Annotated in this window: 17 protein-coding genes; 9 read left to right on the top strand and 8 right to left on the bottom strand. The window is 51.3% G+C overall.

What is annotated here, in order from left to right:
* Positions 1–20: 20 nt before the first annotated feature.
* From B9Y58_RS04875 to B9Y58_RS04860, 4 genes are read left to right on the top strand one after another with little or no spacing between them, the layout of a single operon-like run.
* Positions 21–1,019, top strand: coding sequence for an HlyD family secretion protein (locus B9Y58_RS04875; protein ID WP_073056793.1), 999 nt, complete (start codon positions 21–23; stop codon positions 1,017–1,019).
* Positions 1,020–1,030: 11 nt separating this feature from the next.
* The gene (locus B9Y58_RS04870; protein WP_073056790.1) at positions 1,031–2,296 is read left to right on the top strand and encodes an ABC transporter permease; all 1,266 of its coding nucleotides are present in this window, start codon (positions 1,031–1,033) and stop codon (positions 2,294–2,296) included.
* Positions 2,289–3,479: an ABC transporter permease gene (locus B9Y58_RS04865; protein WP_073056787.1), complete on the top strand. Its 1,191-nt coding sequence runs from the start codon at positions 2,289–2,291 to the stop codon at positions 3,477–3,479. The genes B9Y58_RS04870 and B9Y58_RS04865 overlap by 8 nt, the downstream gene beginning before the upstream one ends.
* Positions 3,480–3,508: 29 nt before the next feature.
* Positions 3,509–4,222 carry a zinc metallopeptidase gene (locus B9Y58_RS04860; protein ID WP_083532327.1) on the top strand — a complete coding sequence of 238 codons (714 nt, stop codon included), beginning with the start codon at positions 3,509–3,511 and terminating at the stop codon, positions 4,220–4,222.
* Between the two features lie 36 nt (positions 4,223–4,258).
* Here the strand turns inward: B9Y58_RS04860 and B9Y58_RS04855 are convergent, their stop codons facing one another.
* From B9Y58_RS04855 to B9Y58_RS04835, 4 genes are all read right to left on the bottom strand, one after another.
* The gene (locus tag B9Y58_RS04855; protein ID WP_073056785.1) at positions 4,259–5,677 is read right to left on the bottom strand and encodes a segregation and condensation protein A; all 1,419 of its coding nucleotides are present in this window, start codon (positions 5,675–5,677) and stop codon (positions 4,259–4,261) included.
* A gap of 74 nt (positions 5,678–5,751) precedes the next feature.
* On the bottom strand, positions 5,752–6,153 hold the full coding sequence (locus tag B9Y58_RS04850; RefSeq protein ID WP_073056783.1) for an HI0074 family nucleotidyltransferase substrate-binding subunit: 402 nt from the start codon (positions 6,151–6,153) through the stop codon (positions 5,752–5,754).
* Positions 6,140–6,424, bottom strand: a complete 285-nt coding sequence (locus B9Y58_RS04845; RefSeq protein ID WP_073056781.1) for a nucleotidyltransferase domain-containing protein — start codon at positions 6,422–6,424, stop codon at positions 6,140–6,142. The genes B9Y58_RS04850 and B9Y58_RS04845 overlap by 14 nt, the downstream gene beginning before the upstream one ends.
* Before the next feature lie 560 nt (positions 6,425–6,984).
* Complete coding sequence (locus B9Y58_RS04835; RefSeq protein ID WP_073056777.1) at positions 6,985–8,295, bottom strand: FISUMP domain-containing protein; 1,311 nt, start codon at positions 8,293–8,295, stop codon at positions 6,985–6,987.
* 212 nt (positions 8,296–8,507) lie between these two features.
* Here B9Y58_RS04835 and B9Y58_RS04830 point away from each other — a divergent pair, with 212 nt between their 5' ends.
* Positions 8,508–9,065, top strand: a complete 558-nt coding sequence (locus B9Y58_RS04830) for a hypothetical protein (RefSeq protein WP_073056774.1) — start codon at positions 8,508–8,510, stop codon at positions 9,063–9,065.
* Entirely contained in the window at positions 9,052–9,240 is a 189-nt protein-coding gene (locus tag B9Y58_RS04825) for a hypothetical protein (RefSeq protein ID WP_073056772.1), read from the top strand. The genes B9Y58_RS04830 and B9Y58_RS04825 overlap by 14 nt, the downstream gene beginning before the upstream one ends.
* Before the next feature lie 76 nt (positions 9,241–9,316).
* On the opposite strand, the gene glmS is transcribed toward B9Y58_RS04825, so the two are convergent.
* Positions 9,317–11,143 (bottom strand): glutamine--fructose-6-phosphate transaminase (isomerizing), encoded by a 1,827-nt coding sequence (gene glmS, locus B9Y58_RS04820; RefSeq protein WP_073056769.1) that lies wholly within the window; start codon positions 11,141–11,143, stop codon positions 9,317–9,319.
* A 128-nt stretch (positions 11,144–11,271) separates the two neighbouring features.
* Between glmS and B9Y58_RS04815 the strand changes: the two genes are divergently transcribed.
* Together B9Y58_RS04815 and B9Y58_RS04810 are read left to right on the top strand one after the other, a co-directional pair.
* Positions 11,272–12,288 carry an FKBP-type peptidyl-prolyl cis-trans isomerase gene (locus tag B9Y58_RS04815; RefSeq protein WP_083532326.1) on the top strand — a complete coding sequence of 339 codons (1,017 nt, stop codon included), beginning with the start codon at positions 11,272–11,274 and terminating at the stop codon, positions 12,286–12,288.
* Between the two features lie 83 nt (positions 12,289–12,371).
* On the top strand, positions 12,372–13,685 hold the full coding sequence (locus B9Y58_RS04810) for a M23 family metallopeptidase (RefSeq protein ID WP_073057002.1): 1,314 nt from the start codon (positions 12,372–12,374) through the stop codon (positions 13,683–13,685).
* Between the two features lie 9 nt (positions 13,686–13,694).
* On the opposite strand, the gene B9Y58_RS04805 is transcribed toward B9Y58_RS04810, so the two are convergent.
* The 3 genes from B9Y58_RS04805 to B9Y58_RS04795 form a co-directional block, all read right to left on the bottom strand.
* Entirely contained in the window at positions 13,695–15,152 is a 1,458-nt protein-coding gene (locus tag B9Y58_RS04805) for a S41 family peptidase (protein ID WP_083532325.1), read from the bottom strand.
* A 23-nt stretch (positions 15,153–15,175) separates the two neighbouring features.
* Entirely contained in the window at positions 15,176–16,564 is a 1,389-nt protein-coding gene (locus B9Y58_RS04800) for a S41 family peptidase (protein WP_083532324.1), read from the bottom strand.
* Positions 16,565–16,641: 77 nt separating this feature from the next.
* Complete coding sequence (locus B9Y58_RS04795; protein ID WP_073056999.1) at positions 16,642–17,394, bottom strand: leucine-rich repeat domain-containing protein; 753 nt, start codon at positions 17,392–17,394, stop codon at positions 16,642–16,644.
* A 265-nt stretch (positions 17,395–17,659) separates the two neighbouring features.
* Here B9Y58_RS04795 and B9Y58_RS04790 point away from each other — a divergent pair, with 265 nt between their 5' ends.
* On the top strand, positions 17,660–19,552 hold the full coding sequence (locus tag B9Y58_RS04790) for an AIPR family protein (protein ID WP_073056760.1): 1,893 nt from the start codon (positions 17,660–17,662) through the stop codon (positions 19,550–19,552).
* Positions 19,553–19,635: the final 83 nt, after the last annotated feature.

Here is a 19,635-nt window from a genome sequence, read left to right as displayed (position 1 = left end):
TTTAGAAACGGAGAAAAAGAATGAACGTCATGAAAGTGATTGGAAAAACTTTGGTCGTCTTGGCGTTGATTGCCCTGATTGGCCTTGGTATCGTTACCTTGCAGAAGTTCGCAACTGAACCTCGCGACGCCTATTTGCAAGGCCAGATGGAAGCTCGCCGCGTGCTTGTGGCGGGTAAGGTTCCCGGTCGCGTGGAACAGTTGTTCTTCCGCGAAGGCGACATGGTCGAAAAGAATGCCATTGTCGCTATTATTAGCAGCCCCGAAATTGAAGCCAAGAAAATGCAGGCGCAGGGTGCTTTAGGTGCGGCTCGCGCTCAGGCGAACAAGGCTAAAAATGGTGCCCGCTCCGAAGATATTACGGCCCTCAAGGCCATGGCCTCGCGCGCGCAAGATGCCGCGAACCTCGCGAAGAACACTTACGACCGTGTGCAGAAACTCTATAACGAAGGCGTGCTCCCGCTCCAGAAGCGCGACGAAGCCGAAACCCAGATGAAGGCGTCGCAGTCTGCTGCCGACGCCGCCAAGGCCCAGTATGAACAGGCGCTTGCCGGCGCCCGCAGCGAAGACAAGGCTGCCGCAAACGCACTCGTGATGCAGGCGAAGGGCGCCAACGCCGAGGTCGACGCCTACCTCGAAGAAACGAAAATCCGCGCCCCCATCGCAGGCGAAGTCTCCGTGAAACTGGTCGAAGAGGGCGAAGTCGTGGGCTCCGGCATGCCGGTAGTCGCCATTACCGACCTCGACGATTCTTGGGCCGTATTCCACTTGCGCGAAGACTTGCTCAAGAATGTGTCCAAGGGCAAGACTTTCAGCATGTTCATTCCGGCGCTCGACAAGAACGTAGAAATGGAAGTCAGCTACATTGCGTCTGTAGGCGATTACGCCACCTGGCGCAGCTCCAAGGAAAGCGGCGGCTTTGACCTCAAAAGTTTCGAAGTGCGCCTTCGCCCGAAAACCAAGATTGAAAACCTGCGCCCCGGCATGAGCGTGCTTTTCCCGATGGAACAGGTTCAGTAAGGTCGTGCGCCTTGTTTATCGATTTCTTTAGAGCGATTCGCAAAATCTATATCAGTCACAATATCGTGTTGTGGCTGGTGCTCCTGATTTTGCCGGTGGTGACATCGGTCTTTATGGTGAATTTCTTTTCGGCCGAAATCATTCAGCATGTGCCGATTGGCCTTTTAAAGCAAGACCGTTCGCAGCTGGCCGATAAAGTCGAAATGGCATTGCGTGCAGACCCCGTGCTCGAAGTCGCGGTGGAATGCCACGACCGTAGCGAATGCGAACATGCGGTGATTCGCGGTGACTTGCAGGCGTTTATCGTGCTCCCGTACGACATGGAACGCCGGGCGCTGCGGCTTGAAACGCCCGTGATTCCGGTGTATTCCAGCGGCCAGAATTATCTTACGAATACGTTTGCAGTTAAGGAAATCCGCTCGGTGATTTCGACGATTGGCGCCGACCTGTTTACCAAGCAGATGGATGACCCGATTCATGTAGAACTCAAGTCCGTGAGCAATAACAGCGGTAACTACCAGGGTTTTTTAGGGCTCGGGCTTGTGACGGCACTTTTCCATTTGGCAGGAATTTTGGCGGCGGTGTACCTGTTCAGTTTTCCGTTCCGCGATCACCGCGTCCGCGAATTTTTGCAGGCTGCGGGTGGCTCGCGCGTGGTGCTTGGCGCTGCGACAGTTTTGCCGCTGGTCGTGATTCAGTGGCTGTCGATGGTGGCGGTGTATGCGTATGCTCGCCGTGCGCTCACCCCGATGACATTCGATGAATTCGTGGTGGTGTCTGCAGGGCAGCTGGCGATGTTTCTCGCTTGCTCTGGAGCGGGGGCCGCCTTTGTGGGCATTACAGGCAACATGCGTATGTCGTCTAGCGTGGCGGGCGTTATCGCCGGCCCCGCATTTGCCTTTGCGGGTCAGACATTCCCCGTGATGGCGATGCCCTTGGTGGTGCGCGGTTTTGCTTTCCTGCTTCCGCTCACGCATGTTTTAAAGGTGCAGTCTACCATGCTCTTGGGCTCGGTCGGCAAGGCTCACGCCTGGGAATCGATAGCAATCCTTTTATGTATGGCGCTGTTCTGGCACCTACTCGCCTCAAAATTGTTGTTCTTGCGCTGGAAAGTTGCCGAAGAAAAAGAGGCGGATTGGGAAGCCCGCGAAAAGTTGCACCTGAAGGATAAGCTGAAAAATATTGCCGGCGCCGTCTATTCGGATTTGAGTATTCGCAAGGCGGTCGCATCTGAAATTGCCAAAAGAAAATTGCATAAAGGAGGCAAAAATGATTGACCTCTTTAAGCGACTTTTTAAGGTGGCGTTTGCCGAATGGAAGCTTTTTTACACCGACCCTGCGGCGGTACTGTTGCTGGTGGTGGCGGGCTTGCTTTACGCCTTCTATTACCCGACGCCTTACATGAAACAGACGGCAACAGATGTGCCTGTGGCCGTGGTAGATTTAGATCATACTGTCATGTCGCGCGAACTCACGCAGATGTCTGCCGCAGCCCAGCAGATTGATGTGCGCTATGTGTTTTCGGATATCCGCGAAGCGGAACAGGCCATGGCCGAAGAAAAAATCTACGGTTTCATGGTGATTCCCAAAGACATGGAGAAAACGCTCCGTAACGGTGGCAAGACGAACGTGAACGTGTTTACGCACGGTGCCTACGTGATGCTTCACGGCAATATTGGAACCGCATTTACCACATGCGCATTGACTGTTGGGGCTACCACCAAAGTCAAGCGAATAGCCCTCGGCAAAAAAGTTCCGGCGGCCAAGGCGATTGCCATGCGCGACCCGATACCCATCAGCGTGCAGACCATGTACAACAACACGGGTAGCTATTCGAATTATGTGGTGCCGAGCGTGTTGGTGCTGATTTTGCAGCAGACGCTTGTGATTGGCATCTGCATTCTGGGCGGTGCCCGTGCTCACCGCAAGTTCCGCAAGTTGCAACGCGACAGTTCTGTCGAAAACGAGTTGATGCCTTACCGTTACTTTGGGCGTTCGCTTGCGTACTTCTTGCATTACTGCAGCTTTATCCTGTTCTACCACTTTGTAGTGTACAACGTGTTCGATTTTCCGCGCCGTGGCGAAATTTTGCCGATGGTGGCTTTTGCAATCGTGTTCCTGTTTTCGGTCATCAACTTCGGGATGGTACTTTCGCAGGTGTTCTTGCGCCGCGAAACGAGCATGCAGCTGTTCCTGTACATGAGCATTCCGATTCTGTTCCTTTCGAACTTTAGCTGGCCCACCGAACTGATTCCGACGTGGATGAAGGGTTTCTCTTGCTTGTTGCCCTCGACGTTTGCCATTCCGGCATGGCTTGCCATTGAGCAGCGCGGCGCCGACATTTACGATGCGGCATCGCTTCTGTTGCCGCTTGCGATGCAGGCGGTATTCTACCTGTTGCTCGGGCTCGTGCTTACCAACCTCCGCGACGGTAGCAAACTGAAAACCGGCGATATGTAATTTTGTATATTACGATTAGAGGTATTTTTATGATGTTCGATCCTTTATACATGATGATTCTCCTGGTGACGCTCGCTTTGTCTGGTAGCGTTTCCTGGATGGTCAAGTCCCGTTTTAACGCTGGCCAGAAGGTCGGCATTTCGAGCGGCCTTACCGGTGCCGATGTGGCGAAGGCAATTCTCATGGATGCGGGCATTACCGACGTGAAGGTGCTGCAGCATCACGGGTTCTTGTCGGACCATTACAATCCGCTGAACAAGACTCTGAACTTGTCGCCCGAAGTCTATAACGGCCGCAATGCATCTGCCGCGGGCGTTGCCGCTCACGAAGTGGGCCACGCCATTCAGCATGCGCAGGGGTATTTCCCGCTGTGGCTGCGTTCGTTTATTGTGCCTGCCGCAAACCTTGGCTCGAATCTTGGCCCGTGGCTTGTGATTCTTGGCATCATCCTGATGAGTGCGGGCCGTGCGCTCGGCTATTCGCTCGCCGTGGCGGGTGTGCTGCTGTTCGGTATCGCGACACTCTTTACGCTGGTGACCGTGCCGGTGGAATTCGATGCTTCTTCCCGCGCCAAAAAGGTGCTTGCTCGCCTCGACATCGTGGCGCAGGGCCGCGAATACAATACGGTTTCGGGAGTGCTGTTTGCCGCAGGGCTTACCTACGTGGCAGCCGCCATCGGTTCCATTATGCAGTTGCTTTATTGGGCGTACCGAGCCGGACTTATCGGCGGTCGGCGAGACTAGTCTTCTATTGTCATCCCGGGCTTGACCCGGGATCTCCTAGTCATTAGTATGAACCTCTATAGACGGGAAATCGTCATCGTCGTCTGAATCAGAATTTTCATTAGCCTGGGAGTCATAGAACGCCTGGGCTTTTTTCATGAACGCTTCGAATTCTTCGTCCGTCATGTTGTCAGCGGGCTGCGGCTCTTCAGAGGAGATTTCTTCTGCAGGCTCGATCGAGGCGTCGACAGGTTCTTCGCTCACGTCATCGCGAGGAGTCGTAGACAACGAAGCGCTCCATTCCTCATTTTCTTCCACCGGAGTTTCTTCGACGGGCGCGCTTGTTTCTTCCGCAACCGTTTCAGTTGTCGGCGCGCTTGTTTCGGGAGCAGATTCAACAACCTGCGCGGTTCCTTCTGCCGGGGCCTGCGCACCTTCCGCAGAAGCCTGGGCATTCTCTGTCGCCTCGTCTTCCTTCATCATCTCGGCGAACGGGTTTTCTTGCACTTCGCTCAAGTCTTCGCGACCTTCGAGCATGGCGGTCAAATCGTCGTCGCTCACGTTCCGTCCGCGTTCCGTCCACAGCACGGCCTCGCGCATCACCGCGGCCAAGTCGCCCACGGTCTGCTCCTTGGAGCGAGCAATCGCCTGGTTGCGAATCGCTTCCACAAGGCCCGGCTTCACGTCCGGATCTTTGCTGAAGAATACGGTCTCGTGCGCCATTTCTTCGGCGTAGTCGGCGTTGTTCTTCTTGCGGTAAATCCAAATTGGACCAAACAGTTCGCTCTGGCGGAACACGATTTCGTCCGTCTTGATCATCTCGAGCATGGCCATGAAGGTCACTGCCGCGACAATCGGGTGAGAATCGTTGTCAAGCAAGTCTTCGAACAGGGCGCGGCCATTCACCGCAAGATAATTGTTGATTGCCTGCTGACGGTCCTGAATGGTCACGTAGTCGAGTTCGATGTGGTGAATCGTTTCCGAAATCTTGGTCTTCAGGCTCTTCTGGTAAGCGCGGAAAAGCTGCCAGATGTTTGCGTCGGCCAAAGTCTCTTCGTCGGTCTGCGTTTTTTCGAGGCGTCCGCGGGAATACGTACCGAAGTTTTCGCTTTCCATTTCCTGGAGGCCGCTCGCGACTTGCTTGAAGCGCTGGTATTCCAGCATTTCCTTCATGAGCTGTTCGCGGTCTTCGTTGTATTCCGCTTCCATCTCGGGGTCACGCTGTTCGGCCGGCAAAAGTTCCTGCACTTTTAAGGCCATCAGGCGGCTCGCCATGTACAAGAAGTCGCCCGCCTTCGACAGGTCGGTACCCTCGTACTCGTTCACCCACTTTAAAAACTGGTCCGCAATTTCGGCAATCGAAATCTGTTCGAGCGGAACTTCCTTCTTCTGAACAAGATACACCAGCAAGTCCATCGGGCCATTGAACGCCCCGATGCGAACTTCGTATTCTTCCTGTTCTTCGACTTCGGTCATTTACGGTAAATGTAGTTAAAATCATTCGGCCTGAACGCGTTTCCAGAGCGCGAAGGCGAATTCCACTCGGCGATTTAATCTTTCAATTCTTCAATTTTGACGAGCATCTTTTCGGAGAAGTGTTCGAAAGCGTTGATGTAGCTGTCGTAAACTCGATTTAGCACAGCCTCAAACGCTTCTTCGTCATAGACATGCGTTGCGGAGTTTCGGTCTTTTAACATTTGCAACCAGGTTTGCTCATCATCAATGAAATTATACTTGAAACCAGCCTTGAGGATTTCGCGCGGAGAACCGTTCTCGGCTTCGTTAATGGCGTGGGCTCGCATAACTTCTTGTAAAGTTTTCCATGACAACTCAAAAGCGAGACTAAATTGTCCGATAACACCAGTACGATAAATTTCATCGCTTTTTGCCATATCGCGATTGGAGTTTTTCAGCACGTCAAAACATGCAACAAAGTTGTCAAACTTTTGCATAAAGCAGGACTCCCTCGCGCTGGATGTTGTCTTTCAATTTTCTTGAAGCAACTCCGTCCATGTTAATTACATCGAACGAAAGCAAGGTGTCTGCTTTTTCTTCAAGCAGTTCCTCAAAACGGGCCAGATTGCCGCCGGACACCGCGAGGTCAATATCACTGCGTTCGCGGTTTGTACCTCGAGCCCTAGAACCAAATAGAATAACGCGGTCAAGGAAACATTCCTTGGCAAAGGTCTCTATCTGGTGTATTATGTTTATCGGCAAGTTCATTTGATGCTCTATTTACAATATACATTATTTACGGGAAGAATGGGCTTGTTTATTGCAAGAAGGGGGACGCCTCCCCCTGCTTGCAGCCCCGTGCCGGGTCTTCCAGCACCCCCTCGCCTAAGGGCTCTGCCCTTAAAATCCCGATAATGCGGGAGGGAACCCAGCTCGGAGTTGCGAAGGCCGCACGGTTCCCTCCCTGCACCCTCCCTTTCCTTGGCCGACGCTTTTTATTGGTTGGCCAAGCGTTATTCTTCTTACTTGTCTTCCCGGCCGCAGAGCCGAGCGGACAGCACTTAGCAACTTGTTGCTTAGTGCGCATGGCCACCAAGGTGGAATATCCTTTCCCATCCGAGAAAAATGCTTAGCGGCCAGGCATTCGCCGTCGATTTAGTGCAGGCGCGGTTCAAGAGCTTCAAGAGTGAAATTTTTACGATTTTTCTTATTCTTGTTGTTTTTTTTGTTGTTGGACATAGAAGAACTCCTAAGATTCCGCCCCTCAGCGGAATCTCTATTTTTTGTTAAACTTTTTTTGATTTTAGGCCTAAAGAAGGCGGTGAGAATTAATAGTCCTTTACGCAGCGAACGGAAACGCCGTATCTTTTTTGATCACCCATCGCCAAATACGCATTATTTGAATACACTGCTCCACCTCTACATGTAGCGGCATTCACGGCCTCATATTCTGCAGGAAAATCAAAATATGTACCCTTATTAAGGTGATCGAACACAACCAATTTATTTCCATCCATTTCATTCAACCGATAGCCGGTCGCAATCAAGCTCATTCCCGTAAGATTTCTTCCTCCGACCAACGAAAAGGAAATTTCCGATTTTATAGTATTTGATCTTTCAATTTCACTTACGCCAACGCCAGAAGCATAAGATGCAGCAAGCATTTCTCTTTCAGAAAGCAAATGCCACCCCTTCGGGCAAATTCCCTGGTGGAACCCATCTCCATCGGGGTCAATCAAGTCGGCACAATTTTTGCTATTACACTCATAAGGCAGAGCCATCATTTCTGCCCACTGGTACAGACCGCCCCACCAGTCATTGCAATACTCGATACTGTCATTGTAACAGTACATTTCGACCTTCGTATCGTCATCCTGCTCTTCTGTACCGAGAACCATCTTGTCGTGATACTTAAGATTCTGGGCAAACACGGTAAAGGCAAGGCGCACACTATCGGGGCCGTACTTGTTATCGATATCGATTGTGGCGTACTTTGTACCATCACGAGTATCCGTGAACTCACCATAGCTCATATTATAGTGCAACGGACTCGGCAAAGAGTCATAGCCCCGGCTGCTGCTGCTCTTGGGTGTGGAACTAGAGGAAGACTTCGGAATATATCTTTTCCACCCATCTTCGTAACAAATGTAAGCCCGCTTCTCACCATCAACTTCTTCTACATAAACATCTCCATAAGTACAGGGAGCGTTTACGTCAAAAACGCCACTTGATGAAGAAGTTTTCGTTTCTTCGCTGCTGCTGGACTTGGCTTCCGAAGAAGAAGACGGCTTTACCGAGGAACTGGATTCCTTCGCCTTTTCTACTGAAGAACTAGAATTTTCGTCTTTTTTAGAAGACGAAGAGGCGACCTTACCTTCGCTAGAAGAGGACTTCGACTTTTCTACCGACGAAGAAGACTTGCCCTTATCGGCGCTCTTTTGCGAGCTAGAAGAATTTTTGGAAACATCACCGCTACTAGAGCTGGTATCGTCGCAGTCATCGCTCTGTTCCTCGCAGTGGCGAGGTTCCGGCGAAACAGAAGAAGAGGATTCATCGCCACATGCTGCAAGCAGGGCTAGAAGAATGGAAAATGTCAAGAAGATGGATTGCTTCGTTACACTCGCAATGATGTAATTCATAAGACCTCCAGTTGTAAAATCCCACCAAAACCTTCATTTTTTTTGCGAAATATAATAAAGTAATCAACCGAAATTTTTTTTCAAACCTCTTGACAATCCGATTTCAGCAATTTATATTTAGTGCACGAGTGTGTAGTAAACTGATTTTTGCGCACGAAGCAAAATAATTAAAGCCCCGCCTTTTTTAGCTTGTAGGCGGATTGGAGTAAAAGATGAAGAGCTCGCTGGTAAGCGGTTGTGTTGACATTTGGTTGGACGAAATAGTCCCTTGCCTCAAGGATGTCGAAACCGGAGAAATCAAGGAAACGGTGGTATTCAAGATTGAAAGCCGCTCGTTTTTGAGAAAGTTCAAGGAAAAGGACGGATGGGGAATCAATTGGATTGATGTTCCCAATGATGTCGAGGTGTATGCACTTGCCTTGAAGGAAAATAATGAAATCCAAGGGTTAGTTGGTGTAAAGAATGATGAAAATGCTCAAGCGGCGTATTTGCATTGGGCTTGCACTGCTCCACACAATAATAAACACTTGTTTGGAAAACAGAAATTTAGTGGGGTTGGCGGTCATCTTTTTGCAATTGCAGCAGACCGCTCAATGTTATGGAGTTATAAAGGGTATGTTTATGGATTTGCCCTTAACAAGGATCTGCTAAATCACTATATTAAAGTTGTTGGAGCATCCTTTTTAGGTGTGTTGCATCCGTTTCATTTCATGCTTGACAAGGGCGCTGCGCAAAAACTTTTGGAGGTCTATACCTATGAATGGAATTAGAAAGCCTGCGGTAATTCTGGCGGACTCCATGGAAGAATATATGGCGACGCCGGATCCGTACAAGCCCTCTCCGAAAAGTAAGTTGAATATTTTTAAGCTTGGTGAATATGCTGAGCGTGTCGGCAAGAAAATTGAGGAATTGACTGCCGAAGAAATATTGCAGTTTAAGATTTAACAAAATAGCCTCCCGTTAGGGAGGCTTGCTTATAACCTTGCGGCGTAGCCGCGATTATTCCAATAACCAGTGGGGCTTATTCCACGGTCACGCTCTTCGCTAAGTTGCGCGGCTGGTCCACGTCGTTTCCGCGGAGCACGGCGATGTGGTAGGCGAGTAGCTGCAAAGGCACGCAGGTCACAATCGGCATGAGCATCGGGATGGTCTTCGGGACTGTAATCAGGTGGTCTGCAATTTCGTCGAGCGGGTGGCAATCTGCGGTCGAGATGGCAATCACCTTGCCGCCACGGGCCTTGATTTCGCGAACGTTGCTGATCACCTTGTCGAACAGGGCGTCCTTCGGGGCAATCACCACGACCGGCATGTTTTCGTCGATAAGGGCAATGGGCCCATGCTTCATTTCAGCGGCGGGGTAGCCTTCGGCGTGAATGTAGCTGATTTCCTTGAGCTTGAGTGCGCCTTCCATGGCCACCGGGTAGTTGAAGTGACGACCCAGGTACAAGAAGTTGTTTGCCTTCACGTACTTGTTGGCGATGCCTGCAATCTGGTCCGAAAGCTTGAGGGTCTGCTCCACGAGTTCCGGGAGTTCCTGCATAGCCTTCACGATGTCGGAGCCTGCTTCAAAGGAAAGTCTGCGCTGGCGGCCAAGCAAAAGGGCTATCATGGCAAGCACGGTCACCTGGCTGGTGAACGCCTTGGTGCTGGCTACACCGATTTCGGGGCCTGCATGCAGGTAAACGCCGCCGTCGCTCGTGCGGGCGATGGTCGAACCCACGCCGTTACAGATGGCTAGTGCGGTAGCGCCCTTCTGCTGGGCTTCCTTGAGGGCGGCGAGCGTGTCGGCGGTTTCGCCGGACTGGCTAATGGCGAGCACGAGCGTGCCCGGCTTGATAATCGGGTTGCGGTAACGGAATTCCGAGGCGTATTCCACTTCGACCGGGACGCCGGCCAGGTCCTCGATCATGTATTCGCCGACCATACCGGCGTAGTAGCTGGTACCGCAGGCGGTAATGATGATACGGTTGATGTTACGGAGTTCCCTAATGTTGGTGTCGAGGCCTGCAAGCTTGGCGTTGCCTTCGGCGTACAGCAGGCGACCGCGCATGGTGTTGCGGAGCACTTCAGGCTGCTCGAAGATTTCCTTGAGCATAAAGTGCGCAAAGCCGCCCTTCGCAATGGCGTCGGCATCGAATTCCACGTCCTGCACTTCGTGCTGCACCGGCTGGCTGTTCGTATTCAACAGGTTGTAACCGTCTTCCTTGATTTCAACGATGTCATTGTCGTCGAGGTAAACGACCTTCTGCGTGTGCATAATAATGGCAGAAACGTCAGAGGCCAAGTAAAATTCGTTCTGTCCGATACCCAGAATGAGCGGAGATCCGCGGCGGGCACCAATCATGGTGCCGGGTTCGTCCTTGCAAATCACGGCAAGGCCGAAAGTTCCTTCGATCTTGGAAATGGCCTTGAGGACGGCATCCTTGAGGTTGCCCTTGTAGTAGCGGGCAATCAGGTGGGCAACGACTTCGGTGTCGGTTTCGGACTTGAATTCGACGCCTTCGGCCTGGAGTTTCTTTTTAAGAATGGCGTAGTTTTCGATAATGCCGTTGTGTACAATCGAAATCTTGCCGTCAAAGCTCTGGTGGGGGTGAGCGTTCTGTTCGGTCGGAGCACCGTGGGTGGCCCAGCGGGTGTGGGCAATGCCTATGTGGCCATGAAGGGGCTTTGTCTTGAGCTTGTCTTCGAGGGCTGCAATCTTGCCGGAAGCTCGGACAGTTTCAATATTTCCGTCTTCAATCAGGGCAACGCCCGAGCTATCGTAGCCGCGGTATTCCAACTTTTTAAGACCGCCGACCAAGATAGGCAAAGCTTCGTTCTGTCCGATGTATCCGACAATTCCGCACATATAGTAAATATCCTTCTTTTGTTAACGAAACGCAATATACCAATTTCTTTTGGTAAAAATGGGTTACATATGGTCTTTTGGCGTAAGATTTTGTTATTTTTCGTTTGTCAAACATAAAAGAGGATAAAATGAACAAAAAACTCATTATTGCTGCGGGTGCTCTCGCATTTGCTCTGACTGGCTGTGATCAACTTTGCCAGGGTCCCAAGACCAAGACTGCTTTGGTGACCGATAAGGATAAGTACAGCTACGCTCTCGGTGCCCATTTCGGTAACCAGGCTCGCTTCCAGTTGGTAACCCGCGACTCTATCGACCTCGACCTCGATCTCTTTATCCAGGCTTTCAAGGAACGTTACAACGATGATTCCGCTCATTTCTTGATGAACGACTCCGTCATTTTCCAGACCCTGACCGATCTTTCTCAGGCTCGTCAGGCTGAAAAGGACAGAAAGGATAGCCTCGCTGCCGAAGCCAACAAGGCCGCTGGCGAAGAATTCCTCGCCAAGAACAAGACCGCCGAAGGCGTCGTGATCACCGAATCTGGCCTCCAGTACAAGGTGATTACCGAAGGTACGGGTGCAACTCCGGCCGATGGCGATATCGTGAAGGTTCACTACACCGGTACGCTTCTTGATGGCACCAAGTTCGACAGCTCTGTCGATCGTGGCCAGCCGCTTGAATTCCCGATCGGCGCCGTGATTCCGGGTTGGACCGAAATGCTCAAGCTCATGAAGGTGGGCGGCAAGGTCACCGCTTGGATTCCGAGCGACCTCGCTTATGGTCCGCGTGGCCGTGGCCCGCAGATTCCGGGTAACAGCCTCCTCGTGTTCGAAATGGAATTGATTGATACACATGCTGCCGACGCTCCGGCCGCTGAAGCCCCGAAGGCTGAAGCTCCGAAGGCTGAAAAGAAGGCTGCTGTTAAGGCCGCTGCCCCGAAGGCTGAAACTAAGGCCACAGCTGCAAAGCCTGCTGCTGAAGCCCCGAAGGCTGAAGCTAAGCCTGCTGAAGCCGCCAAGCCGGCTGCTGCCGAAGCCCCGAAGGCTGAAGCCAAGCCTGCTGAAGCTGCAAAGCCGGCTGCTCCTGCCGCCGCACCTGCTGCTGCTCCGGCTGCCGCCCCGGCCGCTGCTCCCGCTGCAAAGTAATCGGTTCGCATAAGAACTTTGAGAATCCCCTTGCTTAACCGCGAGGGGATTTTTCTATCTTGTAACATCATTTTGAGGTGCACGTGAACCGCTTTTTGTTTGTAGTCTTGTCTGTGCTTTTCTTGCTCGCTTTGTCTGGTTGCAATGAACAAGGAAAGATTCAAAATCTGAAAGATGAAGGCGATCGCCTACGTGCACAAATAGATTCCCTGACCAACGAAATTGAACAACTGCAAATGCAGCCGGGTAACTGGATGGTGCATAACGATACTGTCCGTGCGGGCGATGGCCTTTTCCAGGTGCTGGTTCGCATGCAGATTAACGAACGCGAACGCGGCAAGATTGTGCTTGCCCTTCAGGACAGTGCCGAACTTTCCAAACTCCGCGTGGGTCAGGTCTTTTATGCAGCCATTGACTCTTCGGGTAGTGTCCAACGATTCCGTTACGCCCCGAACCCGGCAAACATCCACATGCTTAGTCGCACCGAAAACGGTTACGTCTATAGCCTGATTCAAAAGCCGGTAAAGCGCCGTCAATCCATTTTCGAAGGCGCCCTTACCGAAGGCAGCACCTTGAACGGTACGCTTTTCAAGGTCGGTATTCCCGGTCGCATGGTTGGCATAGTAAGTGGCGTTCTCCAGTGCAAGGTGGCGTTCCCCTTGGCGCGTGCCGGCGACAAGTTCCGCATTCTGCTCGAAGAAACATTCTACCAGGATTCTATCTGGATTGACGGCCGAGTCGTTTACGCCGAATTCGACGGTCGCATCGTGGGGCATCACGAAGCCTTCCGTTACGAAGATCCGGATCCGAAAAGCTCCTTCAACGCCCACTATACCGAAAAGGGCGAAGCGCTCGTGTTTGACGGCTTGCGTTACCCGCTGGACCGCCTGCATATTACAAGCCCCTTCGGTAGTCGCATTCACCCGATTACGGGTCAGCGCAAAATGCATGCCGGCATTGACTACGGTAGTCCTACGGGTACGCCGGTTTACGCCGTCGCCGAAGGTGTTGTGACTGTTTCGGGCTTTGATCCCTTCAGCGGCAACAAGATTGCCATTCGCCACCGCGACCGTTCCGAAAGTTGGTACATGCACCTCTCGGTCCGCGGCGTCAAGGTAGGCTCCAAGGTGGCTGCGCGCCAGTGCATTGGCCGCGTGGGCTCCACAGGCCGAAGCACCGGCCCGCACCTGCATCTGGGTTTCAAGAACGAAAAGGGCAAATGGATCAATCCGGCCTCCAAGACCATGATTGCCGCCCCCAAGCTCGAAGGGCAGCGGCTTGCTCGCCTCAAGGAACAGGTGGCCGAAATCCGCAAACAAATAGAGGCGACTCTCGCCGCCCCTGCCGTAAAAGCTAACGATACCACCGATGTGCTGGTGCGTATGCGTAGCTTGTAAAAGAATCAATTAATGCATGATTTTATATCGTGTCTTTAGGTCTCGGATATCCGGGATCTTTTTGTTTGAATTTATCGATTCGCGAGCCTTCGAGAAATGGTAGAGTCTTTCGGTTCCGTATCCGGCGGTACGCAGTTCTGTCGCGCCCTTGGCGAGTTCCACGGCCTTTGCCATTTGTTCATCGGGGTCCAATATTTCGTAGTCGGGGACAATGCCTACGTCATGATAGCTTTCGCCGTTCTTGTCAAAGCCCTGCATGGCGGTAATGAGGGCGAGACCGCGAATGCCATGTTCCTTTTCGGTGAAGACGCCCTGGCCAATACCCTTTCCGTAAGAGGTCACGCCCACGATGGGGCTTCTTTTGTTTACGGACACGGCCGACAATACGACTTCGGCGCAGCTGGCGGAAGAGTCACTGGACATTAGAACGTAGTAGCGGTCCTTGCCGATACCGTCCTTTGTAGCCGTGGTGACGATGGTGTCGATTCTTTGGATGAGTTTCAGTTTGCCGTTCACCGTAGTGGTGTCGATATTTACCATTTGGTCCATAATGACAGTGTCTCCGGCAGAGAGGAATTCCATTGAAATATTGTTGCAATGATCAACGCTTCCGCCGGGATTTTGACGTAAGTCGATAATGGTCGAGGTGGCGCCTGCGGTTTTTTCTAGAGCTTCGAGGAATTCTCCGTAGGTTCCCTTGGGATGAATCGTCGTTTCGGAAAATTCCAGGATTTCAATCACCGGAATCGAATCTTCGTAGTGGATTATGACAGACGGGGCGTGGTATTCGTCCAAGGTGACGTTTGCGACGATTGTCCCGCCATTACGGAGAACCGTAATCTGTATCGTGCTGCCTTTTTCTCCGGAACACATTTTTTCGAAGTTTTCGGATGTCGAAATGGAAAGACCGTCGATAGAGACGATGATGTCGCCTTCTATGAGTCCGGCTTTTTTAGCGGGGGATTCGGGATAAATCTTGGTAATGGTCAAGTAGCTCGATGTTCCGTCAGAAACAGGCTCGACATCAGCACCAATGCCTACGATTTCATTCGTTTCCATCACGCTCTTGTATACTTGATCGGCGACATTGGGATCAAAGTATTGGGTAAAGGGGTCCGCCATTTGGTTGTACATGTAGCACACGTCGTAATAGTCGGCTGTGCAATAGCCCTTGACCTTGTTGACGTCGGCGGTTCCCTTGCCTAGGTAAACTTTGTAATTGTCTCCAATTTCATTGCGGGTATGGCCGTAAATGTAGGCGAGGTCAAGCCAGGCGAAGTTGATATAAAGTTCCCCTTCGTATTCGTTCTGCACTTGATCCGAGGGGTAAGTGGCAAGAAAGATGCCGTTCTTAGTAAGATCGCTGCTAGGAATTTCGTATTCTGACGAATCGCTGCTGACAGTCGATTCGCAAGCCGCTAGTAACAAAGCTGTTTCCAATGATATAAGTAACTTGCTGAATTTCATTGTTGCTCCTTTTTTCTTCAAAGTTACGGTTCGTCCTCTCCCTCAAGGAAAGCGCCCCCTTCAAATATATTCTGCGAACGTAATGCGGCGTTGTCTGTAAAGTAGTCGGGGAGCGCCGTCTTTGTTGCCGTTTTTCCGTAAAATTTTTGAATGGCATCCAGTCCGCAGGGTAGGGTGGCGGGCTTACAAACGTAGTCGGGGACGATTCCTTTTTTGTGGTAGGAATTTCCTTTGGGAGTCAAAAATTCAAGATTAGTAATAATTGCCAATCCGCCGTTCATGGTTTTCCAGGTGCTTTGACCTATACCCTTGCCGTAGGTGGTGTCGCCAGCGACTTTTATGTTGGCGCCTTCGCTGATGGCGGCCGCAAAGATTTCGGCGCAACTTGCGCTATTCTTGTTCACGAGAACAACAAAGTCCTTTTTCTCTCCGGCGTCGCCCGGCTTGGCGATAATCGTCTGGGTAGTGTAAGTGGGGGTACCGTCTCCAGAGGCGCCTCGGGAGGTGCGTATAGAAACGGGACCTTTTTCAATGAACAGGTCTGCCATGGCGGTGCAGTGGACAACATGTCCGCCGGGATTGTTGCGCAGGTCAATGAGCCTTGGCTTGTTGGAATTCTTTGTGGATTCCAGGTAGGCTTTCAGTTCGCCGAAGGTCCCTTCTTCTTTGTCGACGGTATTGAGCTTGAATCCGGTAATGGTGATGATTTCAACGCCACTTAAAGTGTCTATGAAAACGGTAGGGGCGTAGATATCTTCTTTAGTAAGTTTGTAGTCGGTAGTGTCGCCTTGGTAGGCGACCTTGATGGTGATATCCTTGCTGTAGGCGAGTATGGAGTCGTAAATGGCTCTTGCTCGGTTGCCGGCGATATCCACTCCGTTTGCAGTCAAGATGTTTCCGTAGCGGGGAACCCCTGCGCGTCCTGCCGGGCTTTCGGCGTAGACGCGGTAAATAATAAGCGGGTGTTCTATCGCAAATTCGCTGTATTCCATTCCCACGTCGCCAGACACAATGCTTGTGTTCATGTTGCTGATGGCGGATGCACTCTTGGCAGGCGGAATGTAGCGGGTATATGGATCGGACAGCTTCTTGTAAAGCTCGGTGACGGAGTCTCCCTGCTCATCCAGCAGGGGCAGTTCGTCTTCGTATAGGTACAGTCTTTGTAAAAGCCAGTAGTTGTAAGTGTATTCCGTGGGGGCAGGAGTGCTGTCTACCGGCTCAAAAAAATCGGAACAAGAAGAAATGAGAAATGAAATTAGGACGCAGGAAATAGGAATAAATTTCTTGATTATACAGAATGTGTCATTCTGAGTGACGCCCTTTAGGGCGGAATCGATATACAAGACTAGGGACTTTAGTCCCTTAGTCGCGTTAGATTCGAAGGAGCAGAATCTATAAATATGGTCTTTCATAGTTTAGATCCTTCGACTACGCACTTCGTGCTCCGCTCAGGATGACATGTTCCTAACCACTGCCTACTGTCTACTTCCTACTGGTCTATGCTCAGTCCCTTCTTGTCCAGGAGCACGCGGGGGATACCGCCTTCCATGGGGTTTTCCACTACAGAGATGGTTTCGAGGCTGTCGCATTCGGCAAGGGTTTCGGGGAGCGTTTCAAGCTGGTTTGCGTCAAGGACCAGTTCCTTGAGCTTTTTCAGGTTGCCAAATTCAGAGGGGATTGCGCCCAGGTTGTTGCCCGACACCATCAAAACTTCCAGAGATTCCAGGTGCGAGAGAGCTGCCGGAATGCTGGTCAGGTCGTTGTTGTCGAGGTAAAGCTTGCGGAGCTTTTTCAACTTGCCGAGAGTTGCCGGGACTTCGGACAGCATGTTGTCGTGAAGACTCAGCTTGGTGACGTTTTCCCATTTGCCGACTTCGAGGGTCAAATCCAAAAGTTGGTTCTTGGCGATGTTCACCGTTTCCAGCTTCTTGAGGTTGCCCACGGAGTCCGGGAGCTCCGACAGGCTGTTGTAACCAAGGTAGAGGTGTTCCAGGTTTACGAGCTCGCCGATCTCTTCGGGGAGTTCCATCAGGTCGTTTTCGCTCACGGAGAGCTTCTTCAGCTTCTTGAGCCTGGAAATGTCGTCGGGGAGTTCCACGAGCATGTTGCGATCAAGAATCAGCTCTTCGAGGTCTTCCAGCTCGAAAAGTTCCGGGGGCAGAAGCCTCAGTTCTTTTTGGGAAAGGTCTAACGAGGTGGCTTTTTCGGCCTTGGCTTTATTAATGATATCTAGCAAATTCATGGGAACATCTCCTATAGTGTAAATCATAGCATTTTTGCCCCGAAAAGATGAAACTTTATTCAAAAAAAGTAAAAAAGTATGAATTTTGCACAAATGTTCACTATAAATAAGGCGCCTTTTGAAAAAAAATGAAAAAAATGTATGTTTTTTATCCACAAAGCGGCATTTTGAAACTATTTTTAAGGTGCAAAATACGATATTAAGGGTAAGGTGCCGCAATTGCACCCGACTTTTGGTATTGTAAAATAACAGAACTGAGGAAAAAATGGAACTAACCAAATCGCAGGAACGCCGTCTAGCATTTGTAGCTAGCCTCTTGAGTCTCAATCCGAACGATCCTACTGACAGAATTAAGGCACTCCGGCATCTAAACCTTGATGAAAACGGCTGCTTCCATGGCTTCCAATACTCCCAGGGCTTTATGGAATTCTTCATCTTCCTTGATGAAGATACTCCGCTCGAAAAGGTCGTTTCTCACTTGAATTCCGACCTCAAGCAGCTCCAGATAGCCGTTTTCCGCACCAGCGACCCTCCTAATCCGTTCTTCATGTCGCTTCGCGAAGAAGCTGATCCTTGGGCTGTTAATAAGATTTCTGACGACGAAGAAGAGGAAGATTCCGATTCCCCGGCAAGTCGCCCCTACATGGAAACACTCGAAATTACGGTTCTCCGTACCCGTGCGACCCGCGACATTACCGACTCCGAACTGGAACGTACCCTCAAGGATATGCGCCGCAAGCTCGGCATCTGGAAGAACGAAGTCAAGGCTAAGCTCGAAATTATCGCTGAACACGATGACTTGACCCGCGACTTCCGCAGCGCCGACGACAAGCTTGAAATCGTGATGGATTCCGATCCGCTCCACCTGACCTCCGATCACGGTGAACTTTTCCTCGGTTTCTGCCCGATTCGTACGATTTTTGACTACCACGTGAACCTGGGTAAGCGCCTCAAGACGAAGCACAACATGGCTATCGTCTCTAGTAACATTCGTACTTACCTCGGTAACCTCACTCACACGAACGCTGCTTTGATCGATGCCTTCCAGACCATGGAACGCAACGACGACCAGAACGTGAACGTGGATGACTTCCCGTTCCTGCACAACGGTATGACCCTGACGGGCGATGACCTGCGCCTCAAGGAACGCGACGGCAAGAAGGTTCTCTATATTGAACGTCCGAAGATTATTAACGGTGCCCAGTCCCTGTTCACCTACGAACAGTACGCCAAGAAGAGCAAGAAGCCGGTGAACCCACAGGTGCTCGTGAAGGTGGTGGTGCCGTATCCTGGTGCCGACAACTTCCTGAACCAGGTGACCATGGCCAACAACCGCCAGAACCCGGTGTTCAGCTACCACCTGCGTGCCGCTGATGACCTGCAGTTCTTCATTTGGCAGCGTTACCAGGAAGAAGGCTTTACCTACGTTTATAAGGATGGCGTGCGCCTGAAGGCACGTACCCGTAAGCTCGAAGTGCGTATGCGCCCCGAACTTGCCAAGACCCTCTTCATGATGGATGGCAAGCTCAGCGAATGCCGCTCTAGCGACTGCATTTTCGATAAGGAAACTCTGTACCAGCGTTGCTTCGGCGCGTTCGTGCGTGTTTCTCCGGATAAGGAAAAGGATTTCGTCCGCAAGACCATCGCCTTCACCAAGGCTTGGCAGCTCCTTAGCCGACTCCCGATCAAGATTCGCCGCGTAACCCCGGGTAAGGGTGTTTCTATCGAAGCCAACGACGATAACCCGCTGACCCGTATCACCTGGAACGGCCGCCTCGAAGACAAGTTTATCTTCCGCAGCGCCGTGAAGGACCTCGTGGTGGCCCTTGCCCTTAAGCATTGGCTCATTTACGGTGACCCGATTCAGGATTTCGAATGGTTGGTCGAAAACGAACTCAACTTCAACGATTCCATCCTCAAGTACGCTTCCAAGATTTACACCGAAGACTTGAAGGGAATCCTGATTTCTGAATTCAAGGATAATCCGGCCTACTACGACACCATCACCACAATCGATAAGGATAGCGGTGAATCTGTGGAACGTCGCCTGTGGAAGGGCTTCTCCAATACGGCCACCTACGACAAGATGATGGATCTTCTGTGCAAGAAGAACTCCACTTGGGAAAAGTGCCGCGGCGGTATCGAAGTGTTCCTTTAATATCGCAAAATAAGGTGATTAAATTTACAGGAAGTCCTCCATCGGGGGACTTTTTTTTTATGTAAGCCATTTTTTTTGTGTAT

The sequence above is a fragment of the Fibrobacter sp. UWB15 genome, from assembly GCF_900177705.1.
Lineage (GTDB): Bacteria > Fibrobacterota > Fibrobacteria > Fibrobacterales > Fibrobacteraceae > Fibrobacter.
This window is presented reverse-complemented; position numbering and strand designations above follow the sequence as displayed.

Coding starts and splice junctions, on each gene's coding strand:
- B9Y58_RS04875 (WP_073056793.1), top strand. CDS start 21: ATGAACGTCATGAAAGTGATTGGAAAAACTTTGGTCGTCTTGGCGTTG.
- B9Y58_RS04865 (WP_073056787.1), top strand. CDS start 2,289: ATGATTGACCTCTTTAAGCGACTTTTTAAGGTGGCGTTTGCCGAATGG.
- B9Y58_RS04860 (WP_083532327.1), top strand. CDS start 3,509: ATGATGTTCGATCCTTTATACATGATGATTCTCCTGGTGACGCTCGCT.
- B9Y58_RS04855 (WP_073056785.1), bottom strand. CDS start 5,677: ATGACCGAAGTCGAAGAACAGGAAGAATACGAAGTTCGCATCGGGGCG.
- B9Y58_RS04850 (WP_073056783.1), bottom strand. CDS start 6,153: ATGCAAAAGTTTGACAACTTTGTTGCATGTTTTGACGTGCTGAAAAAC.
- B9Y58_RS04845 (WP_073056781.1), bottom strand. CDS start 6,424: ATGAACTTGCCGATAAACATAATACACCAGATAGAGACCTTTGCCAAG.
- B9Y58_RS04835 (WP_073056777.1), bottom strand. CDS start 8,295: ATGAATTACATCATTGCGAGTGTAACGAAGCAATCCATCTTCTTGACA.
- B9Y58_RS04830 (WP_073056774.1), top strand. CDS start 8,508: ATGAAGAGCTCGCTGGTAAGCGGTTGTGTTGACATTTGGTTGGACGAA.
- B9Y58_RS04825 (WP_073056772.1), top strand. CDS start 9,052: ATGAATGGAATTAGAAAGCCTGCGGTAATTCTGGCGGACTCCATGGAA.
- glmS (WP_073056769.1), bottom strand. CDS start 11,143: ATGTGCGGAATTGTCGGATACATCGGACAGAACGAAGCTTTGCCTATC.
- B9Y58_RS04815 (WP_083532326.1), top strand. CDS start 11,272: ATGAACAAAAAACTCATTATTGCTGCGGGTGCTCTCGCATTTGCTCTG.
- B9Y58_RS04805 (WP_083532325.1), bottom strand. CDS start 15,152: ATGAAATTCAGCAAGTTACTTATATCATTGGAAACAGCTTTGTTACTA.
- B9Y58_RS04800 (WP_083532324.1), bottom strand. CDS start 16,564: ATGAAAGACCATATTTATAGATTCTGCTCCTTCGAATCTAACGCGACT.
- B9Y58_RS04795 (WP_073056999.1), bottom strand. CDS start 17,394: ATGAATTTGCTAGATATCATTAATAAAGCCAAGGCCGAAAAAGCCACC.
- B9Y58_RS04790 (WP_073056760.1), top strand. CDS start 17,660: ATGGAACTAACCAAATCGCAGGAACGCCGTCTAGCATTTGTAGCTAGC.